This is a genomic window from Pseudoalteromonas sp. QJM3NY_22, assembly GCF_056173065.1.
In genome coordinates this window covers 649,518-669,154 of sequence record NZ_JBWBTZ010000002.1, presented here as the reverse complement: position 1 = coordinate 669,154, position 19,637 = coordinate 649,518, and the positions used below count along the sequence as shown (strand labels likewise).

Annotated in this window: 23 protein-coding genes and 1 pseudogene; 19 read left to right on the top strand and 5 right to left on the bottom strand. The window is 37.8% G+C overall.

Annotated features, from left to right (window positions below; all coding sequences use genetic code 11):
• The first annotated feature begins 39 nt into the window (after positions 1 to 39).
• Positions 40 to 633 (top strand): ChaN family lipoprotein, encoded by a 594-nt coding sequence (locus tag AC0VZ4_RS23315; RefSeq protein WP_475441767.1) that lies wholly within the window; start codon positions 40 to 42, stop codon positions 631 to 633.
• On the opposite strand, the gene AC0VZ4_RS23310 is transcribed toward AC0VZ4_RS23315, so the two are convergent.
• Positions 622 to 1,371, bottom strand: a complete 750-nt coding sequence (locus AC0VZ4_RS23310; protein ID WP_475439649.1) for an IS5 family transposase — start codon at positions 1,369 to 1,371, stop codon at positions 622 to 624. The genes AC0VZ4_RS23315 and AC0VZ4_RS23310 overlap by 12 nt on opposite strands.
• Positions 1,372 to 1,462: 91 nt before the next feature.
• Between AC0VZ4_RS23310 and AC0VZ4_RS23305 the strand changes: the two genes are divergently transcribed.
• From AC0VZ4_RS23305 to AC0VZ4_RS23285, 5 genes are all read left to right on the top strand, one after another.
• Complete coding sequence (locus AC0VZ4_RS23305) at positions 1,463 to 2,053, top strand: hypothetical protein (RefSeq protein ID WP_232525566.1); 591 nt, start codon at positions 1,463 to 1,465, stop codon at positions 2,051 to 2,053.
• 220 nt (positions 2,054 to 2,273) lie between these two features.
• Positions 2,274 to 2,714 (top strand): ChaN family lipoprotein, encoded by a 441-nt coding sequence (locus AC0VZ4_RS23300; protein ID WP_475441766.1) that lies wholly within the window; start codon positions 2,274 to 2,276, stop codon positions 2,712 to 2,714.
• Between the two features lie 35 nt (positions 2,715 to 2,749).
• Positions 2,750 to 3,847, top strand: a complete 1,098-nt coding sequence (locus tag AC0VZ4_RS23295; protein ID WP_475439786.1) for an ISAs1-like element ISPsesp1 family transposase — start codon at positions 2,750 to 2,752, stop codon at positions 3,845 to 3,847.
• Between the two features lie 136 nt (positions 3,848 to 3,983).
• Positions 3,984 to 4,259, top strand: a complete 276-nt coding sequence (locus AC0VZ4_RS23290) for a hypothetical protein (protein ID WP_475441765.1) — start codon at positions 3,984 to 3,986, stop codon at positions 4,257 to 4,259.
• Positions 4,253 to 4,633 carry a hypothetical protein gene (locus AC0VZ4_RS23285; RefSeq protein WP_475441764.1) on the top strand — a complete coding sequence of 127 codons (381 nt, stop codon included), beginning with the start codon at positions 4,253 to 4,255 and terminating at the stop codon, positions 4,631 to 4,633. The genes AC0VZ4_RS23290 and AC0VZ4_RS23285 overlap by 7 nt, the downstream gene beginning before the upstream one ends.
• 22 nt (positions 4,634 to 4,655) lie before the next feature.
• Here AC0VZ4_RS23285 and AC0VZ4_RS23280 read toward each other — a convergent pair whose 3' ends face one another.
• The gene (locus AC0VZ4_RS23280) at positions 4,656 to 5,624 is read right to left on the bottom strand and encodes an IS30 family transposase (protein ID WP_475439697.1); all 969 of its coding nucleotides are present in this window, start codon (positions 5,622 to 5,624) and stop codon (positions 4,656 to 4,658) included.
• Positions 5,625 to 5,738: 114 nt separating this feature from the next.
• Between AC0VZ4_RS23280 and AC0VZ4_RS23275 the strand changes: the two genes are divergently transcribed.
• The 6 genes from AC0VZ4_RS23275 to AC0VZ4_RS23250 all read left to right on the top strand — a co-directional run bounded on the left by AC0VZ4_RS23275 (position 5,739) and on the right by AC0VZ4_RS23250 (position 9,662).
• On the top strand, positions 5,739 to 5,936 hold the full coding sequence (locus AC0VZ4_RS23275; RefSeq protein WP_337149984.1) for a hypothetical protein: 198 nt from the start codon (positions 5,739 to 5,741) through the stop codon (positions 5,934 to 5,936).
• Between the two features lie 49 nt (positions 5,937 to 5,985).
• Positions 5,986 to 6,252 (top strand): hypothetical protein, encoded by a 267-nt coding sequence (locus AC0VZ4_RS23270; RefSeq protein ID WP_008134121.1) that lies wholly within the window; start codon positions 5,986 to 5,988, stop codon positions 6,250 to 6,252.
• A gap of 460 nt (positions 6,253 to 6,712) precedes the next feature.
• Entirely contained in the window at positions 6,713 to 7,972 is a 1,260-nt protein-coding gene (locus AC0VZ4_RS23265) for an IS4 family transposase (RefSeq protein ID WP_475439645.1), read from the top strand.
• 62 nt (positions 7,973 to 8,034) lie between these two features.
• Positions 8,035 to 8,466: a DUF6795 domain-containing protein gene (locus tag AC0VZ4_RS23260; RefSeq protein ID WP_337121175.1), complete on the top strand. Its 432-nt coding sequence runs from the start codon at positions 8,035 to 8,037 to the stop codon at positions 8,464 to 8,466.
• A 27-nt stretch (positions 8,467 to 8,493) separates the two neighbouring features.
• A complete protein-coding gene (locus tag AC0VZ4_RS23255) occupies positions 8,494 to 8,742 on the top strand; it encodes a hypothetical protein (protein ID WP_475441763.1) in 249 nt (82 codons plus the stop codon).
• A complete protein-coding gene (locus AC0VZ4_RS23250; protein WP_475442228.1) occupies positions 8,673 to 9,662 on the top strand; it encodes a lipase family protein in 990 nt (329 codons plus the stop codon). Before AC0VZ4_RS23255 ends, AC0VZ4_RS23250 begins: the two co-directional genes overlap by 70 nt.
• 544 nt (positions 9,663 to 10,206) lie before the next feature.
• Here AC0VZ4_RS23250 and soxR read toward each other — a convergent pair.
• Complete coding sequence (soxR, locus tag AC0VZ4_RS23245; protein WP_149613837.1) at positions 10,207 to 10,689, bottom strand: redox-sensitive transcriptional activator SoxR; 483 nt, start codon at positions 10,687 to 10,689, stop codon at positions 10,207 to 10,209.
• A gap of 74 nt (positions 10,690 to 10,763) precedes the next feature.
• Here soxR and AC0VZ4_RS23240 point away from each other — a divergent pair, with 74 nt between their 5' ends.
• The 4 genes from AC0VZ4_RS23240 (at position 10,764) to AC0VZ4_RS23225 (ending at position 13,468) form a co-directional block, all read left to right on the top strand.
• Positions 10,764 to 11,237, top strand: a complete 474-nt coding sequence (locus AC0VZ4_RS23240) for a flavodoxin family protein (RefSeq protein ID WP_007377069.1) — start codon at positions 10,764 to 10,766, stop codon at positions 11,235 to 11,237.
• 272 nt (positions 11,238 to 11,509) lie between these two features.
• The gene (locus AC0VZ4_RS23235; RefSeq protein WP_475441762.1) at positions 11,510 to 12,019 is read left to right on the top strand and encodes a DsrE family protein; all 510 of its coding nucleotides are present in this window, start codon (positions 11,510 to 11,512) and stop codon (positions 12,017 to 12,019) included.
• Complete coding sequence (locus AC0VZ4_RS23230) at positions 12,019 to 12,642, top strand: SGNH/GDSL hydrolase family protein (RefSeq protein ID WP_475441761.1); 624 nt, start codon at positions 12,019 to 12,021, stop codon at positions 12,640 to 12,642. Before AC0VZ4_RS23235 ends, AC0VZ4_RS23230 begins: the two co-directional genes overlap by 1 nt.
• A gap of 88 nt (positions 12,643 to 12,730) precedes the next feature.
• Entirely contained in the window at positions 12,731 to 13,468 is a 738-nt protein-coding gene (locus AC0VZ4_RS23225) for a CSS-motif domain-containing protein (protein ID WP_475441760.1), read from the top strand.
• Here AC0VZ4_RS23225 and AC0VZ4_RS23220 read toward each other — a convergent pair.
• On the bottom strand, positions 13,457 to 14,206 hold the full coding sequence (locus tag AC0VZ4_RS23220) for an IS5 family transposase (RefSeq protein WP_475439649.1): 750 nt from the start codon (positions 14,204 to 14,206) through the stop codon (positions 13,457 to 13,459). The genes AC0VZ4_RS23225 and AC0VZ4_RS23220 overlap by 12 nt on opposite strands.
• A gap of 86 nt (positions 14,207 to 14,292) precedes the next feature.
• On the opposite strand from AC0VZ4_RS23220, the pseudogene AC0VZ4_RS23215 reads away from it, so the two are divergent.
• The 3 genes and pseudogenes from AC0VZ4_RS23215 to AC0VZ4_RS23205 all read left to right on the top strand — a co-directional run.
• Positions 14,293 to 15,123, top strand: a pseudogene (locus AC0VZ4_RS23215) (EAL domain-containing protein); the annotation flags it as partial.
• A gap of 75 nt (positions 15,124 to 15,198) precedes the next feature.
• A complete protein-coding gene (locus AC0VZ4_RS23210) occupies positions 15,199 to 15,717 on the top strand; it encodes a hypothetical protein (RefSeq protein ID WP_475441759.1) in 519 nt (172 codons plus the stop codon).
• A gap of 318 nt (positions 15,718 to 16,035) precedes the next feature.
• Complete coding sequence (locus tag AC0VZ4_RS23205) at positions 16,036 to 17,295, top strand: IS256 family transposase (RefSeq protein ID WP_475439694.1); 1,260 nt, start codon at positions 16,036 to 16,038, stop codon at positions 17,293 to 17,295.
• Here AC0VZ4_RS23205 and AC0VZ4_RS23200 read toward each other — a convergent pair.
• Complete coding sequence (locus AC0VZ4_RS23200; RefSeq protein WP_475441758.1) at positions 17,197 to 19,425, bottom strand: TonB-dependent receptor; 2,229 nt, start codon at positions 19,423 to 19,425, stop codon at positions 17,197 to 17,199. The two genes, AC0VZ4_RS23205 and AC0VZ4_RS23200, sit on opposite strands and share 99 nt — an antisense overlap.
• Positions 19,426 to 19,637: the final 212 nt, after the last annotated feature.

The following is a 19,637-nucleotide window of genomic DNA, read 5'->3' as shown; positions in this document are numbered from 1 at the left end:
GGTCAATAGTTAAAAAAGATCCTTTGAAAATAATTTACCATGGTGAATAGTTACGAAAAAATAGAGTTTTATCAACGAACAGGTAAAGGTTTCAAAGAAATTCAGCAATATTTTGATGAAAATTGGGCTTGGGGATATCTAGTTCCTAAAGCTTATGGAGAATTAGCAAAAGCAGCTCGAGATATTGGCTTAAAAATTATAGCCTTAGATATTTCACAAGAAATGATGGAGATCATGGATAAAGAGTGTGTTTATGATCAGTATATAGATAAAAAGTGCTCTAATACACATACTCGTCGCAATGGTATTTGGGCTGACAAGCATCGTGTAGTTGCTTTTATGCACCGATGGCATGCTGTACAAGCTGCAGATTATGAGCCTGGTCTTGATACTCTTATGCAAAAAAAGGGGATCAACAGTATTCGATTTATAGATTTTATAGGTGGCATTGCTTGTCTATCTCAAAGGCGTTGTGAAGGTGACTCTACTGAAATAAATACACTCAAGCAGCAATACTTTTATCGTAAAGGCTTCCCTTATAAATCTTCAGTTATAACGTTTCAAGTCCATATTCCTGAGAAAAGAGTTAATGCAGATGGAACACTAGGGGCTGTTGATCTTTCACATTGGTAGCCAAATCATTGCACATGCCAGCGCTAACATACTCTCAAACTGTAATTTCAATTTATCGTACCTTGTCGCTATAGCACGGAAGTGCTTTAGCCTTGCAAAGGCATTTTCAACTAAATGCCTATATTTATATAAGCACCAATCAATATCACCATTACCTGTTTTTGAGTTTTTCTTTCTAGGGATCACTGGGCTTGAGTTTCTCTCTCGAACCTTATTTCTAATGACTTCACTATCATAGCCTTTGTCTGCGATAACAAAATCGCCTTGGGGCAATAATTCAATCAGTTCATTTGCCACTTTACTATCATGAACATCGCCGCCTGTAATAATAAATTCAATTGGTAAGCCATAACTATCAACAGCTAAATGAATTTTACTTGTATTACCGCCACGACTTAATGCTATCGCTTGTTCTTGTTGAGACGCAGCACCTGTACTGTGTTGATGTGCTTTAACATAACTGCCATCAATGAATTCCCACTCAGTGTCACTATTGGCGGATAATGATTTGAACAACCTTATTAATATTCCTTTTTTAGACCAAAGTAGAAATCGGCGGTAAATAGTATTCCATAAACCAAAACACTCAGGGAGGTCACGCCATGGGCAACCAACACGTAAGCGATATAAAATTCCTTCCATCGTTTGTCTGTGTTCAAGCTTGTTATAAACTCTATCTTCAAGCAAAATTGATTTTAGCTTCGACCACAACTTATCAGTGAGCATTAATCGGGGCATGGTAATCTCGTAAGGTTTGTTTTTGGCGAAGTAAATTATACGAGATTACCGCTTACGCACAAAATTCAAACAAAGATCAACAGCCCCTAAAATGGTAAAAAAAATATTTTTAGCTCTTTTTGTTTATAGCACAGTCATTGTTCAAGTTCAGGCCAAATCTTTATCAAAAAATTTATGGCCAGACCTTGATATAAATAATCCCAAGCTATCAAAAAGTACAGCTATGCAGCAATGCCAAAAAAGCTTGATGTACGCGCCTAGGATGCTTGAAAGCTGGTGTGAAAAAGCTTATGAAATGGGAGCCTGGGAAGCATTACTTTATATTGGTTATCATACAGGAGACGGTTCACGTTATGTAAATGAAGTAAAACGTCGCGTGTTGAAAAATGAAAATTTGGCTATTCGCAAGCTTGCGTGGCTTTATGACGGAGGTTTGTTTATTGAGAAAGATTTAAAAGAAGCCGCCCGTTTATATGAGCTTTTTCTAACCCAAGCAAAAGAGCCCTATCCAATTCTGTTAAGGTCGATTCATTACGATTTAGCAAAAATCTATACAAAGCTTGAAGATTGGCCAAATGTTATTATTAATGCACAATATGTGATAGATCAAAAGTTAGGCGATGGCTCTGATACCTTAGCTAAAGCATTAAAAGAAGATGCTGTCGTAGCAATGAACAATTAAATATCAAATCCACAAAGGAAAATTACAGTGACACCTATCCCAATATTGGGGGACTTATAGCTACTATAAAAATTTCATCATATAGGGTATTGACTACTAAATTTATTTTTTAGAGCCCGAGTAAACCTTGAGTTAGCTTCATGGCTTGTAGTTAGCAAACATTTAAATATAGAGTATGAGTGTAATTAACCGACTAAGTTTTAAAACATAAGGAAATACAGTGAATAAGATAAACACGGATGTAAATTATAAAACAATGGGCGGTAATGCGCGCTTAGTGATGCTTGGTGAATCGAGTCATAGCACTGCTGGTTATAAGTATGAAGCAATAAAGGCAATCAAACAGCTAAAAGCTGCTGGTTTCACGCATTTTGCAATCGAAATGTTACCAAGAGCTATGCAGGAAAAAATAGACTTTTATCAGCGCACAGGTAAAGGCTTTAATGTTATACAGCAGTATTTTAATAAGTATTGGACCCATGGCTATTTAACACCTCATGCTTATGGTGAACTTGTTAAGGCTGCGCGCGATATTGGAATGAAAATAGTCGCGCTCGACGTGTTAGTTGAAACAATGGATATAATGGATAGTGTATGCTCTTCAGAGAAGGGTATAGGAGGCAGGGCGGGATCACACTTTGTAAATAAACAAATTTTATGATCTAATACCATAAATTTCATCACCTTAAACTTATTATGTCACTCTTCTCACATTTAGAACTCGTCAAAGATAATCGTTCACATATAAATCAGCACCATAACTTAGTTGATGTGCTTTTTCTTATTATTACTGCCGTTACATCAGGGTGTGAAAACTGGCAAGACATTGAAGTCTATGGCGAAAGTAAGCTTAATTGGTTAAGAGGATTTCGTTCTTTCAAAAATGGCATACCCACTCGACATAGTATTGCTCGGATTTTTAGAACCGTTGATACTGACTCATTACTACTCGCGATGTATAGCTGGGTCAATCAAAACCGCGTTAAGTCAGCGCATCCTGTCATTGCCTTCGATGGCAAAACTATTCGCGGAGCAAGTAAACACATTGCTGATAAATTACATCTCGTCTCAGCATTTGATTGTGAAGCAGGTCTCACATTATTCCACCAAACAGTTGGCAGTAAGACGAATGAAATACCGGCAGTTCGGGATTTATTGAAAATACTCGATATCAATAACACCGTCATTACACTTGATGCTTTGCACTGCCAAAAAGAAACGCTAAAACAGCTAATTAGCAGACATGCAGATTATCTAGTGCAAGCAAAGGGTAATCAAAAGAAACTTTATAGCGCGATTCAAGATGCATTTACACACCAGTATGAATCTGAAAACTCAGAGATACTTAGTCATGTAACACAAGATGAAGGGCATGGGCGAAAAGAAGTACGTACGATAGATTGTCTTGATACGCGTTTATTACCGAGTGAAATTAAAGAGAGCTGGCCATCAGTTAGGACAATCGTTGCGGTGCAGCGAGAGCGAACGAAGGGTAATAGAACGAGTATTGACACACATTACTACCTAACATCGTTGACAGACAATATATTGATAAGTAAAGCAATAAGACAACATTGGCTGATAGAAAATCAGCAACACTGGATACTGGATGTCGTATTTAAAGAAGATGCCTGTCAAATACATGAGCCATTAAGTGCGCAACATATGGCACTATTTAGACGCGTCGTTAGGAACATGATAAAGCAGCATACGAAAAGCAAGGGGTCAATAAGAAGTAAGTGTGTAAGAGCTTGTTATGATGATGCTTTTAGAGAAGAACTTCTTTTTGGTTAACATTTTTAACAAAGTATGCTCGCGCCCTGGTATAGGAGGCGATTGCTTTGATACTCATACTTATAGAAACGCACTTTGGGCAGTTAATTTAGCTACTATATTAAACCGTTCAAGTCAGAATAGGGTTGTTGCTTTTATGCATCGCTTTCATGCTGTACTAAATGCAGCAGACCAGCCTGGTGTTGATGTATTTCTTAAAGATCACAATATTTTCAATGTACGCTTTATCGACTTTATCGGAGGGTTAAGTTGCATAAGTGATAGACGCTGCTCAGGTGACTCTAATCAGGATAAATTCTTAAAAGAACGCTATTTTTATCGAGAAGGCTACCCGTACGAATCATCTGTTAAATCTTTTCAAGTGCATATACCTGAAAAGCGTGTGAATAGTGATGGTTCACTACAATGGTAAAAATAATATCAATAATTATCTTTACTTGGTGTTTTGTATTTTCTTCGGTTTTGAGAGCATCACTTTTTCCTAGTATAGATATTAACTCCTCTAACCTAACTGTAGAGAAAGCCGCTAAGCAATGCGAAAAGAGCTTAATGCATGCACCTGATCAATTAGAAGCATGGTGTGAAAAAGCATATAGTCTTGGTGATTGGGAGGCTTTGTATTACATAGGCGTGCACACTGGAGATGGATCTCGTTATTTAGAGGAAATTAATTCTCGTATTGCAAATAACGAGTATAGTGCTTTAAAAAAACTTGCTTGGATATACCGAAGTGGCCACTTTGTAAAAAAGGATTTAAAAGAATCTGCACGATTATATGAATCTTGAATTCAAGTATTAAGTGCAATCATTATGCAGCCACCAGAACTTCTGATTGCCCCGTAAATAACTCATGAGGGGTTTTATACCCTCTTGTTTTTCTTGGCCGATGGTTGAGCTTATCAACTGCCGCCTGTATTTCTGCTTCACTTAGCGACATAAAGTCAGTTCCCTTGGGGAAGAAGCGTCTAAGTAAGCCGTTGGTATTCTCATTTATGCCCCGCTCCCATGATGAATATGGGTGAGCGAAATACACATCCGCTTCTAATTTTTGTGCAACATGCTCATGGTGAGCAAACTCTTTTCCATTATCTAAAGTCACGGTAATAACCTTACCTTTATAGGGTGTCATACACTTGATCAGCGCATCGGCTGTTATTTTCGCATGCTTGCTTTCAATTCTGTGAACGACTGTATATAACGTTTTACGTTCAACCATTGTAACAAGGGCATTTTTACGCCCTTTGCCTATCACTGTATCGCCCTCCCAATCACCAATCCTAGACTTTGAATCCACAATACTTGGGCGTTCATCAATACTGACTCGATTAACTATCTGTCCACGTTTATCGTAGCTTCCATAGCGTTTTTTATACTTTTTACATGCACGAGTGAGTGTCTTATGTAGTTCACCACCACGAGCCTTGTCTCTGTAAATATATTGATAAATCGTTTCATGATGCAAAACGACCTTTTTCTCTAAAGCTAAGCGGCCTGCCACCTGCTCTGGCGAAAGTCCGTCAACCAACAATTTATTAATCCAGTCAGTAACATCATCTGTTAACTTACTTGCTTTGAAAGATGACTTGCGTCTTTGCTCTGCAAAATTATTGGCTTGGTTAGGTCGATAGCCTTTAAGCCCTTTATTGCGTTTTAACTCTCTAGAGATAGATGACGGTGAACGAGTGAGTTCATCAGCTATCTGTTTTTGGTTATTTCCTGCTTTTATTAACGCGTAAATCTGGTATCTTTCTGCTTGTGTCAGCTGTTTATATTTCATTAAAGCAATTTCCTTTGGCGAGAGAATGGCCGAATTATAACAGCTGGCCATCTAATCTGAGAAATTGCACTTATTATCCGAATTTAGGAATTATATTTACTCCATGATAATGAAATGAATTTTCAAACTGTTTCGGCACATTTTGAACTATCAACTATTTACCAAAAGCTTGGTATGTGGAATAAAGTGATTTCTCATACAGATTATGTAATAAATTATGCAAATAGGACCGATTGGGAGCATCGCGCTCAATATATACAAAAGCAAGCCAAAGCATCATTAGCTGAAAATGAATCATTAAATGAAAACTGAAATATAAAGGAGCTATTAACGCTTTAATTTAAAGCGCTATAGAAATTACATGGAACAAAAAAAACAGAACACACTAACCAACCTCGTTTACGATATATACGAGACCCCCACTTTAATAGAAGGGCATCGACCGCTTATTCAGCCTTTACTTCTTGATTTAGTGGCTACAGCGCCAGATGGCTTTGAAGGTATGGCGACGATGATTAATACTCATATTTCAAACGGCTTTAAGTTTAAAAATCCTAAAATACAAAAGTTTGAACTTGAATCTGGGTTATTAAAACTTAAAACTTACTTTCAAAAAATAAACCGTTAACGACTTATTTTTTAACGTTGAGCACTTAAATCAATGGTTGTTATAGGTCGGTATATTCATTCATTAAACAGTATAAGAACATACTTTTAAATCAGAGTTAAATCTACGATTTTGCTCTGATGTATAGCGCAGTACGGATAAAAAATAAACTGGTTGTTTTTTGTTCAAAATGCATGCAGTATAATTGTATTTTATTAGAGTTTTTAGTTTTAATAAGTTTGATTATCGCTTTTTATTTAAAATAAAAAGCACTTAAAGAGTGTAATTAAATAGAAATATATATTACGTAATGTATAGCTAAAACTTGGGAGATAGTTTGCTTTGTTATTATCACGTTTAAAGATTTCTTTACTGGTAGTAGTGTCTATTCATAGGTTGGATCTTAAGAAAACTTGAAGTTGAACTCTGTTAATGATCAAATAGTTACGCCAATAAAAACATGACTAAAAACAGAGTTCACATGCAGATTAACCAAGTTTCAAACCAATTAAAAGCCCTTATCTCAGAAAAACACCTCATTGAGCTTGCAAAAACCTCTGGATTTCAAGTTCGACACCGTTGCCTGTCGATCGTTTCTCTGCTCAAAGCCGTATTTAAAAGCTTATCTTGCCTGCAAGACGCTAACTTGTCAGATATCCATCAAAACTTGCGAACGCAGGCTGATTGCACGATAAGTTATAAACCCTTTCATAATCAAATTCGAAAACCAGCCTTGACTGAGCTTGTCCGTGAGCTCGTTATTCAAGCGATGTCTAAATTGACTGTAAACACGCTGGATAAAACCTTTTTTACCCAGCGAGGAATACAGCGAGTGTTATTGCAAGATGGTTCTTCATTTGCTCTACATGATGAATTAGCGCAGGTTTTTGCTGGTCGTTTTACTGCTGTAAGTCCTGCCGCAATTGAGTTGCACGTTACCTATGACCTATTTAATGAACAACCCTGCGAAATAGATATCCGTCCTGATGTTGAAACTGAGCGCGCCTTTTTACCAGGTAGCCACACACTTGAAGATACGTTATTACTTGCTGATGCTGGGTATTTTGACTTAGATTACTTTGAGCAAGTAGCTCAAGATGGCGGATATTTTTTGATCAGAGCAAATAAAAACATTAACCCAATCGTTACATCAGCCTATTGCGCGGGTATAGAACTTAAAGAAAAGAACATTAAACTCAAAACGTTACTCGATAAATTCGCAAGCCAACCACTTGAATTAACAGTACGTTGGAAGAAAAATGGGCCCGAGTACAGGCTTATCTATTTACCGAATGAAAAGCGCCCCGTTTTCCTTGTTACTAATTTAAAAGAGGCACAGTTTAGCTTTGACGAGCTACTCGATATATATGCAACTCGTTGGCAAATTGAGTTGTTTTTCAAAGAACTAAAGTCATGGAATAACCTTAAAGGGTTCATCACACGAGATCCTCATATTGCCGAATCATTGGTTTGGCTGAGTATACTGCAAACACTTATCAAGCGTTTTATCTGCCATAGTGCAGCGGGTATGTTTAAGTGTGCGATCTCGACATTTAGAGCGAGTAAGTGCAGTTATCTTTGGTTGGATGATATTCTGGATTGCATAGAACAAACACGGTGCAGCCATAAGATACATCGTGTATTTGAGCTACTAGCGGTAAATTGTAAGCGGCAAAGCATTGAGAAAAACAATGATATTTGCCGTTTTAAGATAGGAAGTCACACGGTCTGTGTTCCTTAAGAACTAAGCTATGAGTGTCTATTACCGTTATTTTTTTTACTACAACACAGGCTTTTGCAGATATGTTTGGCTTTTCAAAAAAGCAGGATTTTACTTTATCAGTTCCGATTAGTGGTCAACTGCTAAATGATGGTAAACCACTTGCGAATATTACCATATTTAAGTCATTCACTTTTGGTGATGAGTATTTAGATGAAACGACGTCAGACGAAAATGGTAATTTTTCTTTTCCTGAGCGAGTTATTAAAACCTCTAAGCCAGCGAATATGTTCGATAATGGGTCTCTAATTCAGCACATCTACATAAAAAAAGATAACTCGAAAGATATTGTTTTATGGTTTGCCAGAATTGGTTTACATAAGCAAAGTAAAACTTTGAATGAGTATTTAAATAATCTAGTGTGCGACATTGCAAAAGAGCCTCAAACTTACGATATACCGGTTGTTGAAGATAAAGAACACGTTTTTACAGTTTATACAGCCTGTAAAATTTAGTTTATAAACAATTTAAAAGGATTTAGCATGAATACATTAACACCTGCACAAGCGGTACAACTCGCGTTACTTGCTTATGATGCCAAAGACATCAAAAGTACGGATCTAATTAATAACTCTTTATCTCCAGCTTTACGTGGAAAGTTCGACTTTTCTGTAAGTCCTAGTTCAGTACAAGGTGTGTCAGGCGGCTTTATTTCGCACCTATTTGGGTTAAGTTCTGGTTTTGGCCTAGTTGGTCACGGAACGCGGGGGCTTTTAAAGGGGAGTCTGTAATTGCTATTAGAGGGACCGATACAATACGTGATGGCATAACTGATGCTCATTTTGGTTTAAGCGGTGGTTCAAACGGTAGTATGGTGCATGCGGGGTTTAATAAAACATTTTATACTATGAAGCCTAAGCTACAAGAGTTTGTCACTGCTAATATTAAGAATAAAATGACGGGTGGTGTTCATGTTGTTGGCCATAGTTTAGGTGGTGCTTTAGCTACGTTATCCGCTGATTGGATCAAAGCGGAATATTCATTACCAGTAAAGCTGTATACATTTGGCTCACCGCGAGTAGGGCTTGAAGGTTTTTCAAGGGCAGCGACATCGAGAATTGATAAAATTTACCGTTGTACCCATGGCGCTGATCCAGTTGCTAAAGTCCCTTTATGGCCATTTTCACATGCACCGTATAATGGGCAAGAAATCCGTTTAGATAATGGGCAAGGCCTTAAAGGTGCTGCTCATAAGTTGGACGGAACGCCTGGTTATATTAATACGGCAAACAGCAGTGATTGGAATAACTTAACCGTAAAAGCTAATCATTTTCTAAGCACACCAGTGCGTTTAAAGTTTGAAGATAGAAACCAAGCTTCATTTAATGCGCATTGGTCTGATAAATTAAGTGCGGCATTAATCACCTTGTTAAAAGATGCGGGCTATTACAGCGCTGTCGCTGCACAAGCAGCTATTGGAACCGGATTAACGTTTTACGATATGCTTGCTCGTACTATCGATAAAATAGCAAAGGCGTCTGCATCATTTGCAGTACAAACGCTAGGCTTATTAGGGCATATGTTAGTGTTTGCCGGTAAAGTTATTAATAAAGCTGTAGAGCTTACTTACAGCTTTATTAAATGGGTGTTTGATTCTACGTTAGGTGCTTTATACCGAGCTGCTAGAGATGGCTTAAATGGCTTAGGTTAAAAGAGATAATTTAGTTAACGCTGAAAATAGCTGCTCGAGATTGATTTATTATCCAGAGTTCAGGTTAGTTACTACTCTCTAGGCTTGTTTATCTTTTGGAGTTCAATTTACACCAGTATGTTTTATTTTTAGACAAGGCAGAGCCTATGCAATGTGGTTATTTCCCACAAATAGGTGATAAAGTAATATAAATGCCAAGCATGCGTTTCCCTTTGGGTTCGTCCTAGGGGGTATTTGCTTACATAAATGCAGGTAAGGGCGTGAACAGGACGCGGAAACTTTGCTCTATTTTTACTTACTCTTTCATGGATGTAAGAATAAGTACGCATGAGCAGTTACCGAGCTCACTCGGTTACAAGCCTCGCGGTGCGATTAAATAGCCTTAGTGGTTTAAAGCACTGACAAATAATTTCAAACGTTCTTACTTTTGTTATACCAACCCGCAAAAATACTTAATCAATTTGAGGGATTAAATCTGACGCTAACTGCGTTAAAAGTTTCTGTCTTGTTATCAACACGATTTTCTTACCTCAAAATAGCTCACTTAATTAGGTGCATTGGTATTATCAACTTTATCTAACAATACAGCACCACTTTGTTGCTCTCCTAAATGGTCATCCTTATTGTAAATAGGGCAGTTTTTAAGTGATAAACAGCCACAACCAATACAGCCATCTACTTTGTCACGTAAACGCTGCATATAAGCAATGCGATCGTCGAGCTGTGCTTGCCAATGCTTAGAAAGCGCTGACCAGTCTTGCTTGGTCGGGGTTCTGTTGTCTGGCAGTGTGGCTAGCGTGTTTTTAATTTCCTCTAGCGTAATTCCCATTGTTTGCGCTGCTTTTATAACCGCTACACGGCGAAGTACATCGGGTTTATATCGACGCTGATTACCACTATTTCGCCAGCTTCTTATTAAATACTTAGTTTCGTAAAAATGTAGGGTTGATACTTTTACACCACTTCTTTTTGCCACATAGCCGACGGTTAGGTTAGCTTCTGTTAATTTTTTTTGTTCTGTGCTCATTTTAAATCCATATATTGACCTCAATAATGGTTGAGGTTTTAAGCTGCTCCCAACATAAAAAAGGAGCGAGTTAAATGCAATATAAAATTAAAAAAAATTCAGTAATAATTTATTCAAGTGCACGTAGAGAAGGAAATACATCAGCACATGCTAATAGTTATGCAGAGCAAAATGATATTCGCGTTATTTGTCTTGATGACTATAAAATACCGCCATACTGCTATAGTAAGAACTATAAAAATGATGATTTTTATACTGTTTTTGAGTCGTTACTCGATTATGAACATTGGATTTTTGCATCCCCCGTGTATTGGTATAACACCACGGTACAAATGAAATCGTTTATCGATCGGATCACAGATTACATGGACGACGAAAACTTAAAGCCTAAGTTACGCGCGTTACGTACAAAAGAGTTCTCGTTGCTATCAAATGCCTCTTCTTTTGAAGCCCCTGATGCCTTTGTACAGATGTTTAAGCAAACCTTTGGTTATTTAGGTATGCGCTTTGTAAGCCATAGCCATAAAAATACGCAATCGGCAGCATAATAAACAACCTATTCCTCGACGGGGTGTTTATTTTTAGATGTTAACACGCAGGCAATATAGCGGCTACGTGTTATTACTCCTTTATAGAAATAACACCCCATAAACGCTGTTCGAGCAGAGCGAAGGTGTTGCACTTCTTTCATTTATTGATTACAAGTTTTGCATCGTAATTAAACAGTCTTTAATTTGAATGAACTTTATCCAAAAAGATCAACACGCCCTGCTTTTGGTAGTATATTAAATAGGCTTGATTACTTAAAAACACAGGATTTATGAAATACTTACTATTACTTTTACTTATTAGTCCGCTTTCACAAGCTAATGAACTCCCGATCAAAGGGTTTGGCAGCTTCTATAATGTACCAAAACACGAGCCAATTAGTGCTTCTACCTCGTTTAGAATAGCTTTTGATGTTGCTGATGGCGCTAAAGAAGGCGCGCAAAATAATTCAATAAACTCGTTAGCGCGTTTTATTAACATGCATGTAGCGCATGGTGTAAAGCCTGAAAATATACAACTCGCTTTAGTTGTGCACGGTAGCGCAAGTGTTGACGTGTTAGCTAATAGCGAATATAAAAAACGGTTTAATATTGATAATAAAAACCGGTACTTAATTGAACAATTACTCGTAAATCATACACAGGTTTTTGTGTGTGGTCAGTCAGCTACACATTTTAAAGTTACTCCTGAACAGCTTATTCCTGGCGTTAAAATGTCACTTTCTGCGATGACTGCTCATGCCCAACTACAACAGCAAGGCTATACGTTGAATCCATTTTAATGATAAAAAACATTTTATGCTTTGGAGACTCTAATACTTGGGGTTTAAACCCCGTTACAGGAGGGCGTTTTGACGAAAGTATTCGCTGGACATCACAATTAGCCACAAAATTAGGGTCAGGCTTTAATATTATTGAAGCAGGGCAACCCAATCGTACCTTAGTAAACCATCCGCCGTATAACGGTTCACTTTCGGGTGTTAGTTATTTAAAACCTTATTTGGAAGAGTATGCGCTCGATGTAATTATTATTGCACTTGGGACAAACGATCTGAAAAAGCGTTTTAATTTAGCTCCAGAATGCATTGCTCTGGGGCTAAATAATTTAATTAATGATATTTTTGATTTTTATAGTTTAAATAATCAACATGATGAAAAGCCAAAAATAATTATTTTGAGCCCGGCCTATGTACGTTGTAGAGGCCCTTACAAGCATGTTTATGAAGGTGCGGAGTGCAAAAACGTTGCGCTAAAAGAGCAATTCAAAAATATTGCACAAAATAAAAAAATTATATTTATTGATCTTCAATCTTTAGTGCACGTATCAATAGAAGATGGAATTCATATTTGTGAAAGTCAGCATCAAGTAATAGCCAAAGCGCTTTACGATGTTGTGAAAAAGTAAACTTGGTTAAGCCATTTATTTATTTTTTAAGTCATTATGCATTTATAAAATGTGTATTTAAAGCACACACTATATTAGTAAGGATACGATGAAAAAAGGCCATAAGAAATCAATAATAGCATTGCTAACTGGCATGTTGGTTTTTGTGACAGGGAGCTTGATACTACTTTATTTTGCAGGCCAAAAGCTAGCAGCTACAATAAGTGAAGACGCTACACACCTAGTTAAGCATATCGATACCGCAGTACAAGAACGGCGCAGAATTCTTACTCCATTAAATAACCTCGGTTTTAAACAATGTGACCAAGCAACGTTGCTTGAGATGCGTCGTGCTTTATTTGATGCAAAATATGTTATAGATATAGGTTTTTTTAAGAACAATCAGCTTGTATGTACTACAGGAGCTGGGTTGTTAGATAAAGTTATTAATGATAAAAGCCCAGATTATATTATTGTAGATGAAAATATTCGAGTACGCTTTGAACCTCAATTGTATTTATTGTTGTTTAGTGACCGCCCAATGGAAGTTATTATAGTGCGTCAAGGTGACTACAATCTAATAATAGATACTAAAGTATTTAATGATGACGTAATTAGCTCACCCATGTGGGAAGTTGTTTATAAACACAAGCGTTCTATTAATCATTTGGCGGGGCAAAGTGGTGTTTACGATACGTTAGTCAATAATGTTTATCTTCCTTATGAAAGGCAGCTGATATGCAGTGAACAAAATAGCAATTACTGCGTTGCACTTCATATGCCTTGGAATAAATTTTTTGCTAAAAATCACTTTTTACTAGGGGCTGTTGATCTTTCACATTGGTAGCCAAATCATTGCACATGCCAGCGCTAACATACTCTCAAACTGTAATTTCAATTTATCGTACCTTGTCGCTATAGCACGGAAGTGCTTTAGCCTTGCAAAGGCATTTTCAACTAAATGCCTATATTTATATAAGCACCAATCAATATCACCATTACCTGTTTTTGAGTTTTTCTTTCTAGGGATCACTGGGCTTGAGTTTCTCTCTCGAACCTTATTTCTAATGACTTCACTATCATAGCCTTTGTCTGCGATAACAAAATCGCCTTGGGGCAATAATTCAATCAGTTCATTTGCCACTTTACTATCATGAACATCGCCGCCTGTAATAATAAATTCAATTGGTAAGCCATAACTATCAACAGCTAAATGAATTTTACTTGTATTACCGCCACGACTTAATGCTATCGCTTGTTCTTGTTGAGACGCAGCACCTGTACTGTGTTGATGTGCTTTAACATAACTGCCATCAATGAATTCCCACTCAGTGTCACTATTGGCGGATAATGATTTGAACAACCTTATTAATATTCCTTTTTTAGACCAAAGTAGAAATCGGCGGTAAATAGTATTCCATAAACCAAAACACTCAGGGAGGTCACGCCATGGGCAACCAACACGTAAGCGATATAAAATTCCTTCCATCGTTTGTCTGTGTTCAAGCTTGTTATAAACTCTATCTTCAAGCAAAATTGATTTTAGCTTCGACCACAACTTATCAGTGAGCATTAATCGGGGCATGGTAATCTCGTAAGGTTTGTTTTTGGCGAAGTAAATTATACGAGATTACCGCTTACGCACAAAATTCAAACAAAGATCAACAGCCCCTAATTATATCCCTCATTTTAACCTGTTTGGCTGGAGTATCGAGTGCATTACTTGTTGATAATCTGATTGCCGATCGTCGTTCTACATTTAATCGTATTCGTTTAGGCTTAAATAAAAACTCTTTTTATTGGACCTACCAACCTATTATTTGTTTGCAAACAGGCATAGTAATAGGTTGTGAAGTACTTGCTCGTTTTAAAGATAAATATGGAACACTCTACCCAGATCAGTTTATTCCGTTACTCAGAAAAAATAATTTAACTTGGAAATTCACTGAAGCAATGATTGCAAAGGTGCTCAAGGAACTTACAGCTATTGATATTTTACCTGAGGGTTTTAAAGTATCGCTTAATATATTTCCATGTGATGTAGAGCAAGGAAATGTATCATCTTTAACGCAAGTTTCTGAACTTACTAATTCTCGATTTATTATTTGTCTTGAAATTACCGAAGATGAATACCTTGATACCAGTATTGCTCATGCACATTTTAGAACGTTGGTTAAATCGGGTTTTAACTTGTCATTAGACGATTTTGGTACGGGTTATTCTAATTTAAAAAATTTACAAAATTTGAGCTTTCATCAGTTAAAAATAGACCGTACATTTGTGCAAGATATAGCAACTGAGGGTTTAAAGGCTTCTATGATCCCGAACATTATGGAGCTTGTGACAAAGTTTAATTATACCTGTGTTGCAGAGGGCATCGAAACTAGTGAGCAAGAAGCTATTTTAAAAACTGCGGGTGTGCATTACGGGCAAGGTTGGAAGTACGGCCGACCAATGAAGGTTGATAAGTTTCATGAATATATGGCAAAACAGAGTGTTTGAACTTAGAGATTTGTAATTTATAAAACATATAAACCAACGTTATTATAAAACTAAAATGTTAGGAACTTAATCATAATGAAATCAATACTAAGTATTTTTGCTTTTGTATTACTGAGCGCATGTACATCGCAGTACCCAAATCAGCAAGTTACAGGTAAGCAGTTTCCCAATATTAGTGGTGAAAGCTTAGAGCAAAACATAGTGACTATACCCCGCGACTTTAACGCAGATAAAACACTGCTGCTTATTGGTTACAAGCAAGACAGCCAGTTTGATATAGACCGTTGGTTAATTGGTTTAGATATGGCCGGTGTAACGCTTCCAACTTACGAACTACCAACCATTGCAGGTATGGCACCACGTATGTTTAGCGCATTTATAGACAGCGGTATGCGCAAAGGCATACCTAAAGAATTATGGGGTGGGGTAATTACTATTTATAAAGATGGTGAAGCGGTACAAAAGTTTACAGGTAATCAAAGCCCAAATAACTCACGTGTGGTACTTATAAATAGCAGCGGCGAAATTTTATATTTTTATGACCGAGGTTTTTCGGTTGATGCGTTAAATAAATTAAAAGCGAGTATTGAGTAATTCACTTTAGCCTTTAAATTTATTTGCTTAGGTTAATTAAAGTGAAAGGGAGCGAATGCTCCCTTTATATTGTATTTTATTTAAAACGCGTAACTTACACTAAAGCGCGTTGTGCGAGGCATAATGTAACGACCATTTGGTGCATCAGCATTACGTGGTTCACCTTCTGTAATGCCTTGCTCATCTGTTAAGTTATCTATTGCTACTTGAAGCTTAATGCCGAGCTATAGTCGTTTCTGGTGTATGAGAAAAAGTCATTGCGATGTAATCTGTTAATTGATCTTGACCGGATCAACAATTAACCAGAGAGACATCGCAATGACTGAAAATGATAATGTTATTTCCATTGAAAAACCAGACAATCCGTTAGAGCAGTTGCTTAAAAGCGGGGCGCAGCAGTTGTTAGCTCAAGCGATTGAGGCTGAGTTGGCTGTTTTATTGGCTCAATACCAGCATGAGACCGTCGAGGGACTTCAGCGGATCGTCAAAAATGGTCACCAGCCTGAGCGTACGATCCAAACAGGCCTTGGTGATATTGAGGTCAAAATACCTAAAGTCAGGGATCGAAAAAAGGAAGGCATTAAATTCAATAGTGCCTTGATCCCGCCTTATCTGAAACGGACAAAAAATATCGAAGAGCTGATCCCATGGCTCTATTTACGAGGAATTTCGACGGGTGATATGCAGCCCGCTTTAGTGTCTCTTTTAGGCGAGCAAGCCAAAGGTTTGTCGGCCAATAGTGTCTCTCGGTTGAAATCCACCTGGGAAACGGAGTATCAGCAGTGGTCTAAACGTTCCTTGGCTAAACGTCGATATGTGTATATCTGGGCCGATGGGATTTACAGTAAAATTCGAATGGATGATAAGCTGTGCTTACTGGTAATTATGGGGGTAGATGAAACGGGCAGAAAGGAGCTATTGGCGGTGGTTGACGGGGTTCGTGAGTCTGAGCAGAGCTGGACTGAAGTGTTAAATCAGTTGCGCTCACAGGGTCTAACAATACCACCAAAATTGGCCATAGGGGATGGTGCGCTGGGGTTTTGGAATGCCCTCACCAAAGTATGGCCAACAACCCAACATCAACGTTGCTGGGTGCATAAAATCGCGAATGTGCTAAACAAAGTGCCGAAATCAATGCAACCTAAAATCAAAGCGAATTTACAAGATATCTGGATGGCAGAGAGTCGAGCTTCTGCTTATAAAGCGTATGATTTATTTGTTAAAAATTACTCAGTCAAATACCCAAAAGCGACGGATTGCTTGATGAAGGATAAAGATGAAATGCTGGCATTTTATGATTATCCTGCTGAGCATTGGATGCACATAAGAACGAGTAATCCGATAGAGTCAACGTTTGCGACGGTAAGGCTGAGAACGCATAAAGTGAAGAGTTGTGGCAGCCGGACAACCACCTTAATGATGGTTTTTAAACTCGCGCAGTCGGCAGAGAAAAAATGGTACCGCTTGCGAGGATTTAAGCTACTGGCTGAAGTAATTACAGGGGTAAAATTTAAAGACGGCGAAAGAATAACTCAAGATCAAACAGAGCATCAAGATGAGCTCATACACCAGATTTGACAATAACTCCTTAATGCCTTCCATTGGTTCTAATATTAAACCTAAATCAACTTTTTCGTAGCCATCGAGTGTTACAGTGTTTTCGTTATTGCCAAAGCGATCATCAACCGCTGAAAGTGTACCGTATAAAGTTGCATACATACCTTGTAGCTCAAAGTCGTAACTTGGCGTTACACGTACTTGCCATTTTGGTTGGCGCTGGGATTGGTTGCCATCGTTTGTTGGACTTTGCGTAATTTCAGCATCTTGCAATGTGGTGTTGAAATTAACAGAAAAACCAGACTCATGATTAAAGTTATAATCGAGCTCTATACCGTACGCTTCATTTGTTAAAATTTCTGCTGGTACACCTGGGCGACGTACAAAGGTGTCGCCTTTTACTTCGTTTACAAATACGGTTGCATAAAAGTCGGTTGATTCAGTAATTAATTTATAACCTAGTTCACCTTGAGTAATTTCTTTAATAAGCTTTTCGCCACCTTGGTAAGCATCAAAGTTATCTCTAAAATCATCAAAATACGGCATTTTATAACCACGATTAACACGAGCAAATACACCCATATCATTGTTGATTGAGTAGTTTAAACCTGTAGTCCAAGAGGTTTTACTTTCATCGTAGCTAACGGCTTTAGTAATAATGCCGTCAAGGCCTTCATCTACACTGTATTGTACTTCGTGGTTTTCTTGACGTACGCCAACATCAAGTGTAAACACATCAGCAAATTTGTATTCACCAGTAACATAAAACGCGTTAGTTCGGGCATCACCTGTTGAGCTAATATCGTAGTTAAAATCACAGCCATCGGTGCTTTGGTTACATTCAATACCGGTTAATGCTTCGCCACCTGATTCAAGTACATGGTATGCAGTGTTACCTAAGCTCCACCAATCTTTTGCCGAAGTGCTTGCGGTGTAGTAACCAAAGGTTGTTGATAAATCACCAAACTTTTTAGAAAAAGCTAAATCATTAGTAAATGAGCTGATTTCTTTAAGCACCACCCATCGTCCAAGCTGTTGAACAGGTGTATCGCTTGCATATTCAGTATTTGTTACTGACCCAAACGCCGTTTGACCGTTATCAGCGACTGCGCCAATGGTTGTTGCTGAGCCACTTGGTACTAAACCGTAGGTGTTTGCATCGCCTTTAGTAATGTTAAAGCGATCTGAAAAGTGCCAACCATTTTTAAGTTTGAGCTTAATACTACCGCCTGAAACATGACCGTCCCAGCCTCGGCCATCACCTAAGTCAATATCGTGTGCTTGCGAATCTGGCCCTGTAAATATTGTTGCTTGGCGATTTAGCGTGCCTAGTTGTGTGTATTGTGCGTCAATACCATCAACATTGAGTGGTGTTGGTAAGTACCACGCGCCGTGGTGGTCAGTTTGGCGGGTATAAAAGTTAAGCTCGCCGTTATCTAAGTTTTTAGTGATGTTAATTGTAAATTGGCTGCCTTTTTCTGACGTAAAGCCCGCATCACGAATACCTGGTGAACTTTTTACATACCCGCCAACCATAAAGTATAAATCGTCAGTAATTTCACCACTCATTACAGCATCAATGCGCTGTAAGTCGTAATCAGAAGTTGTGTATTTAAATAAGCCTTCTGTTTCTTCGCCACCACGTTTTAACCTAAAGTTGGTTGTTAGCCCTGGTTGTCCGTTAGATAAAACAGGGTTTGGGCCACCACGTAGTGCTTCTACAGTTTCAATGGTTTCATCAACACGAAACATTGATGAATTTTCTAAAAACGATAAGGTTGACGCTGGGTAAATTGGTGAACCTTCAATACTTAGCGTTAAAAATGGGGCATCTCCACCGCCAGGAAAACCACGAACAAATACATTCGCACCTGACTCACCACCTGAGCTTTCTACCCAAACTCCAGGTATTGCTTTAAATAAGTCAGCGGTGCTTTTTGGAGACAATTTAATAATTTGTTCACTATCGATATTAGTTACCGCATAGCTGGCATCTATTTTTCTTATTCCAACACCTGTGGGTGTTCCTGATACTACAATACGCTCAACTTTTTGTTTTTCTTGTGTTTGCTCTGCAGCAAATGCGCATTGAGTGCTAAGCGCTAAAGTAATGGCACACGCTAGTGTACTTTTTGCTTTACTGATTTTCATGTGTGTGATCCCGTTTTTAGTGTATTAAACAGTGTATTACTGCAGTCTTTTTACTAAAAATCATTGTAAATAGGCTGTGTATATTGAAACCTTAGAGATAAATGCAAACGTTTGCAGTATTTATTTGTAAATTATTTATGAATTTATATAGTTTATTTATTGAGCTTATTTATATGTTAAACACTTTTTGGGTCGTTGTTCGCGCCAGCAAA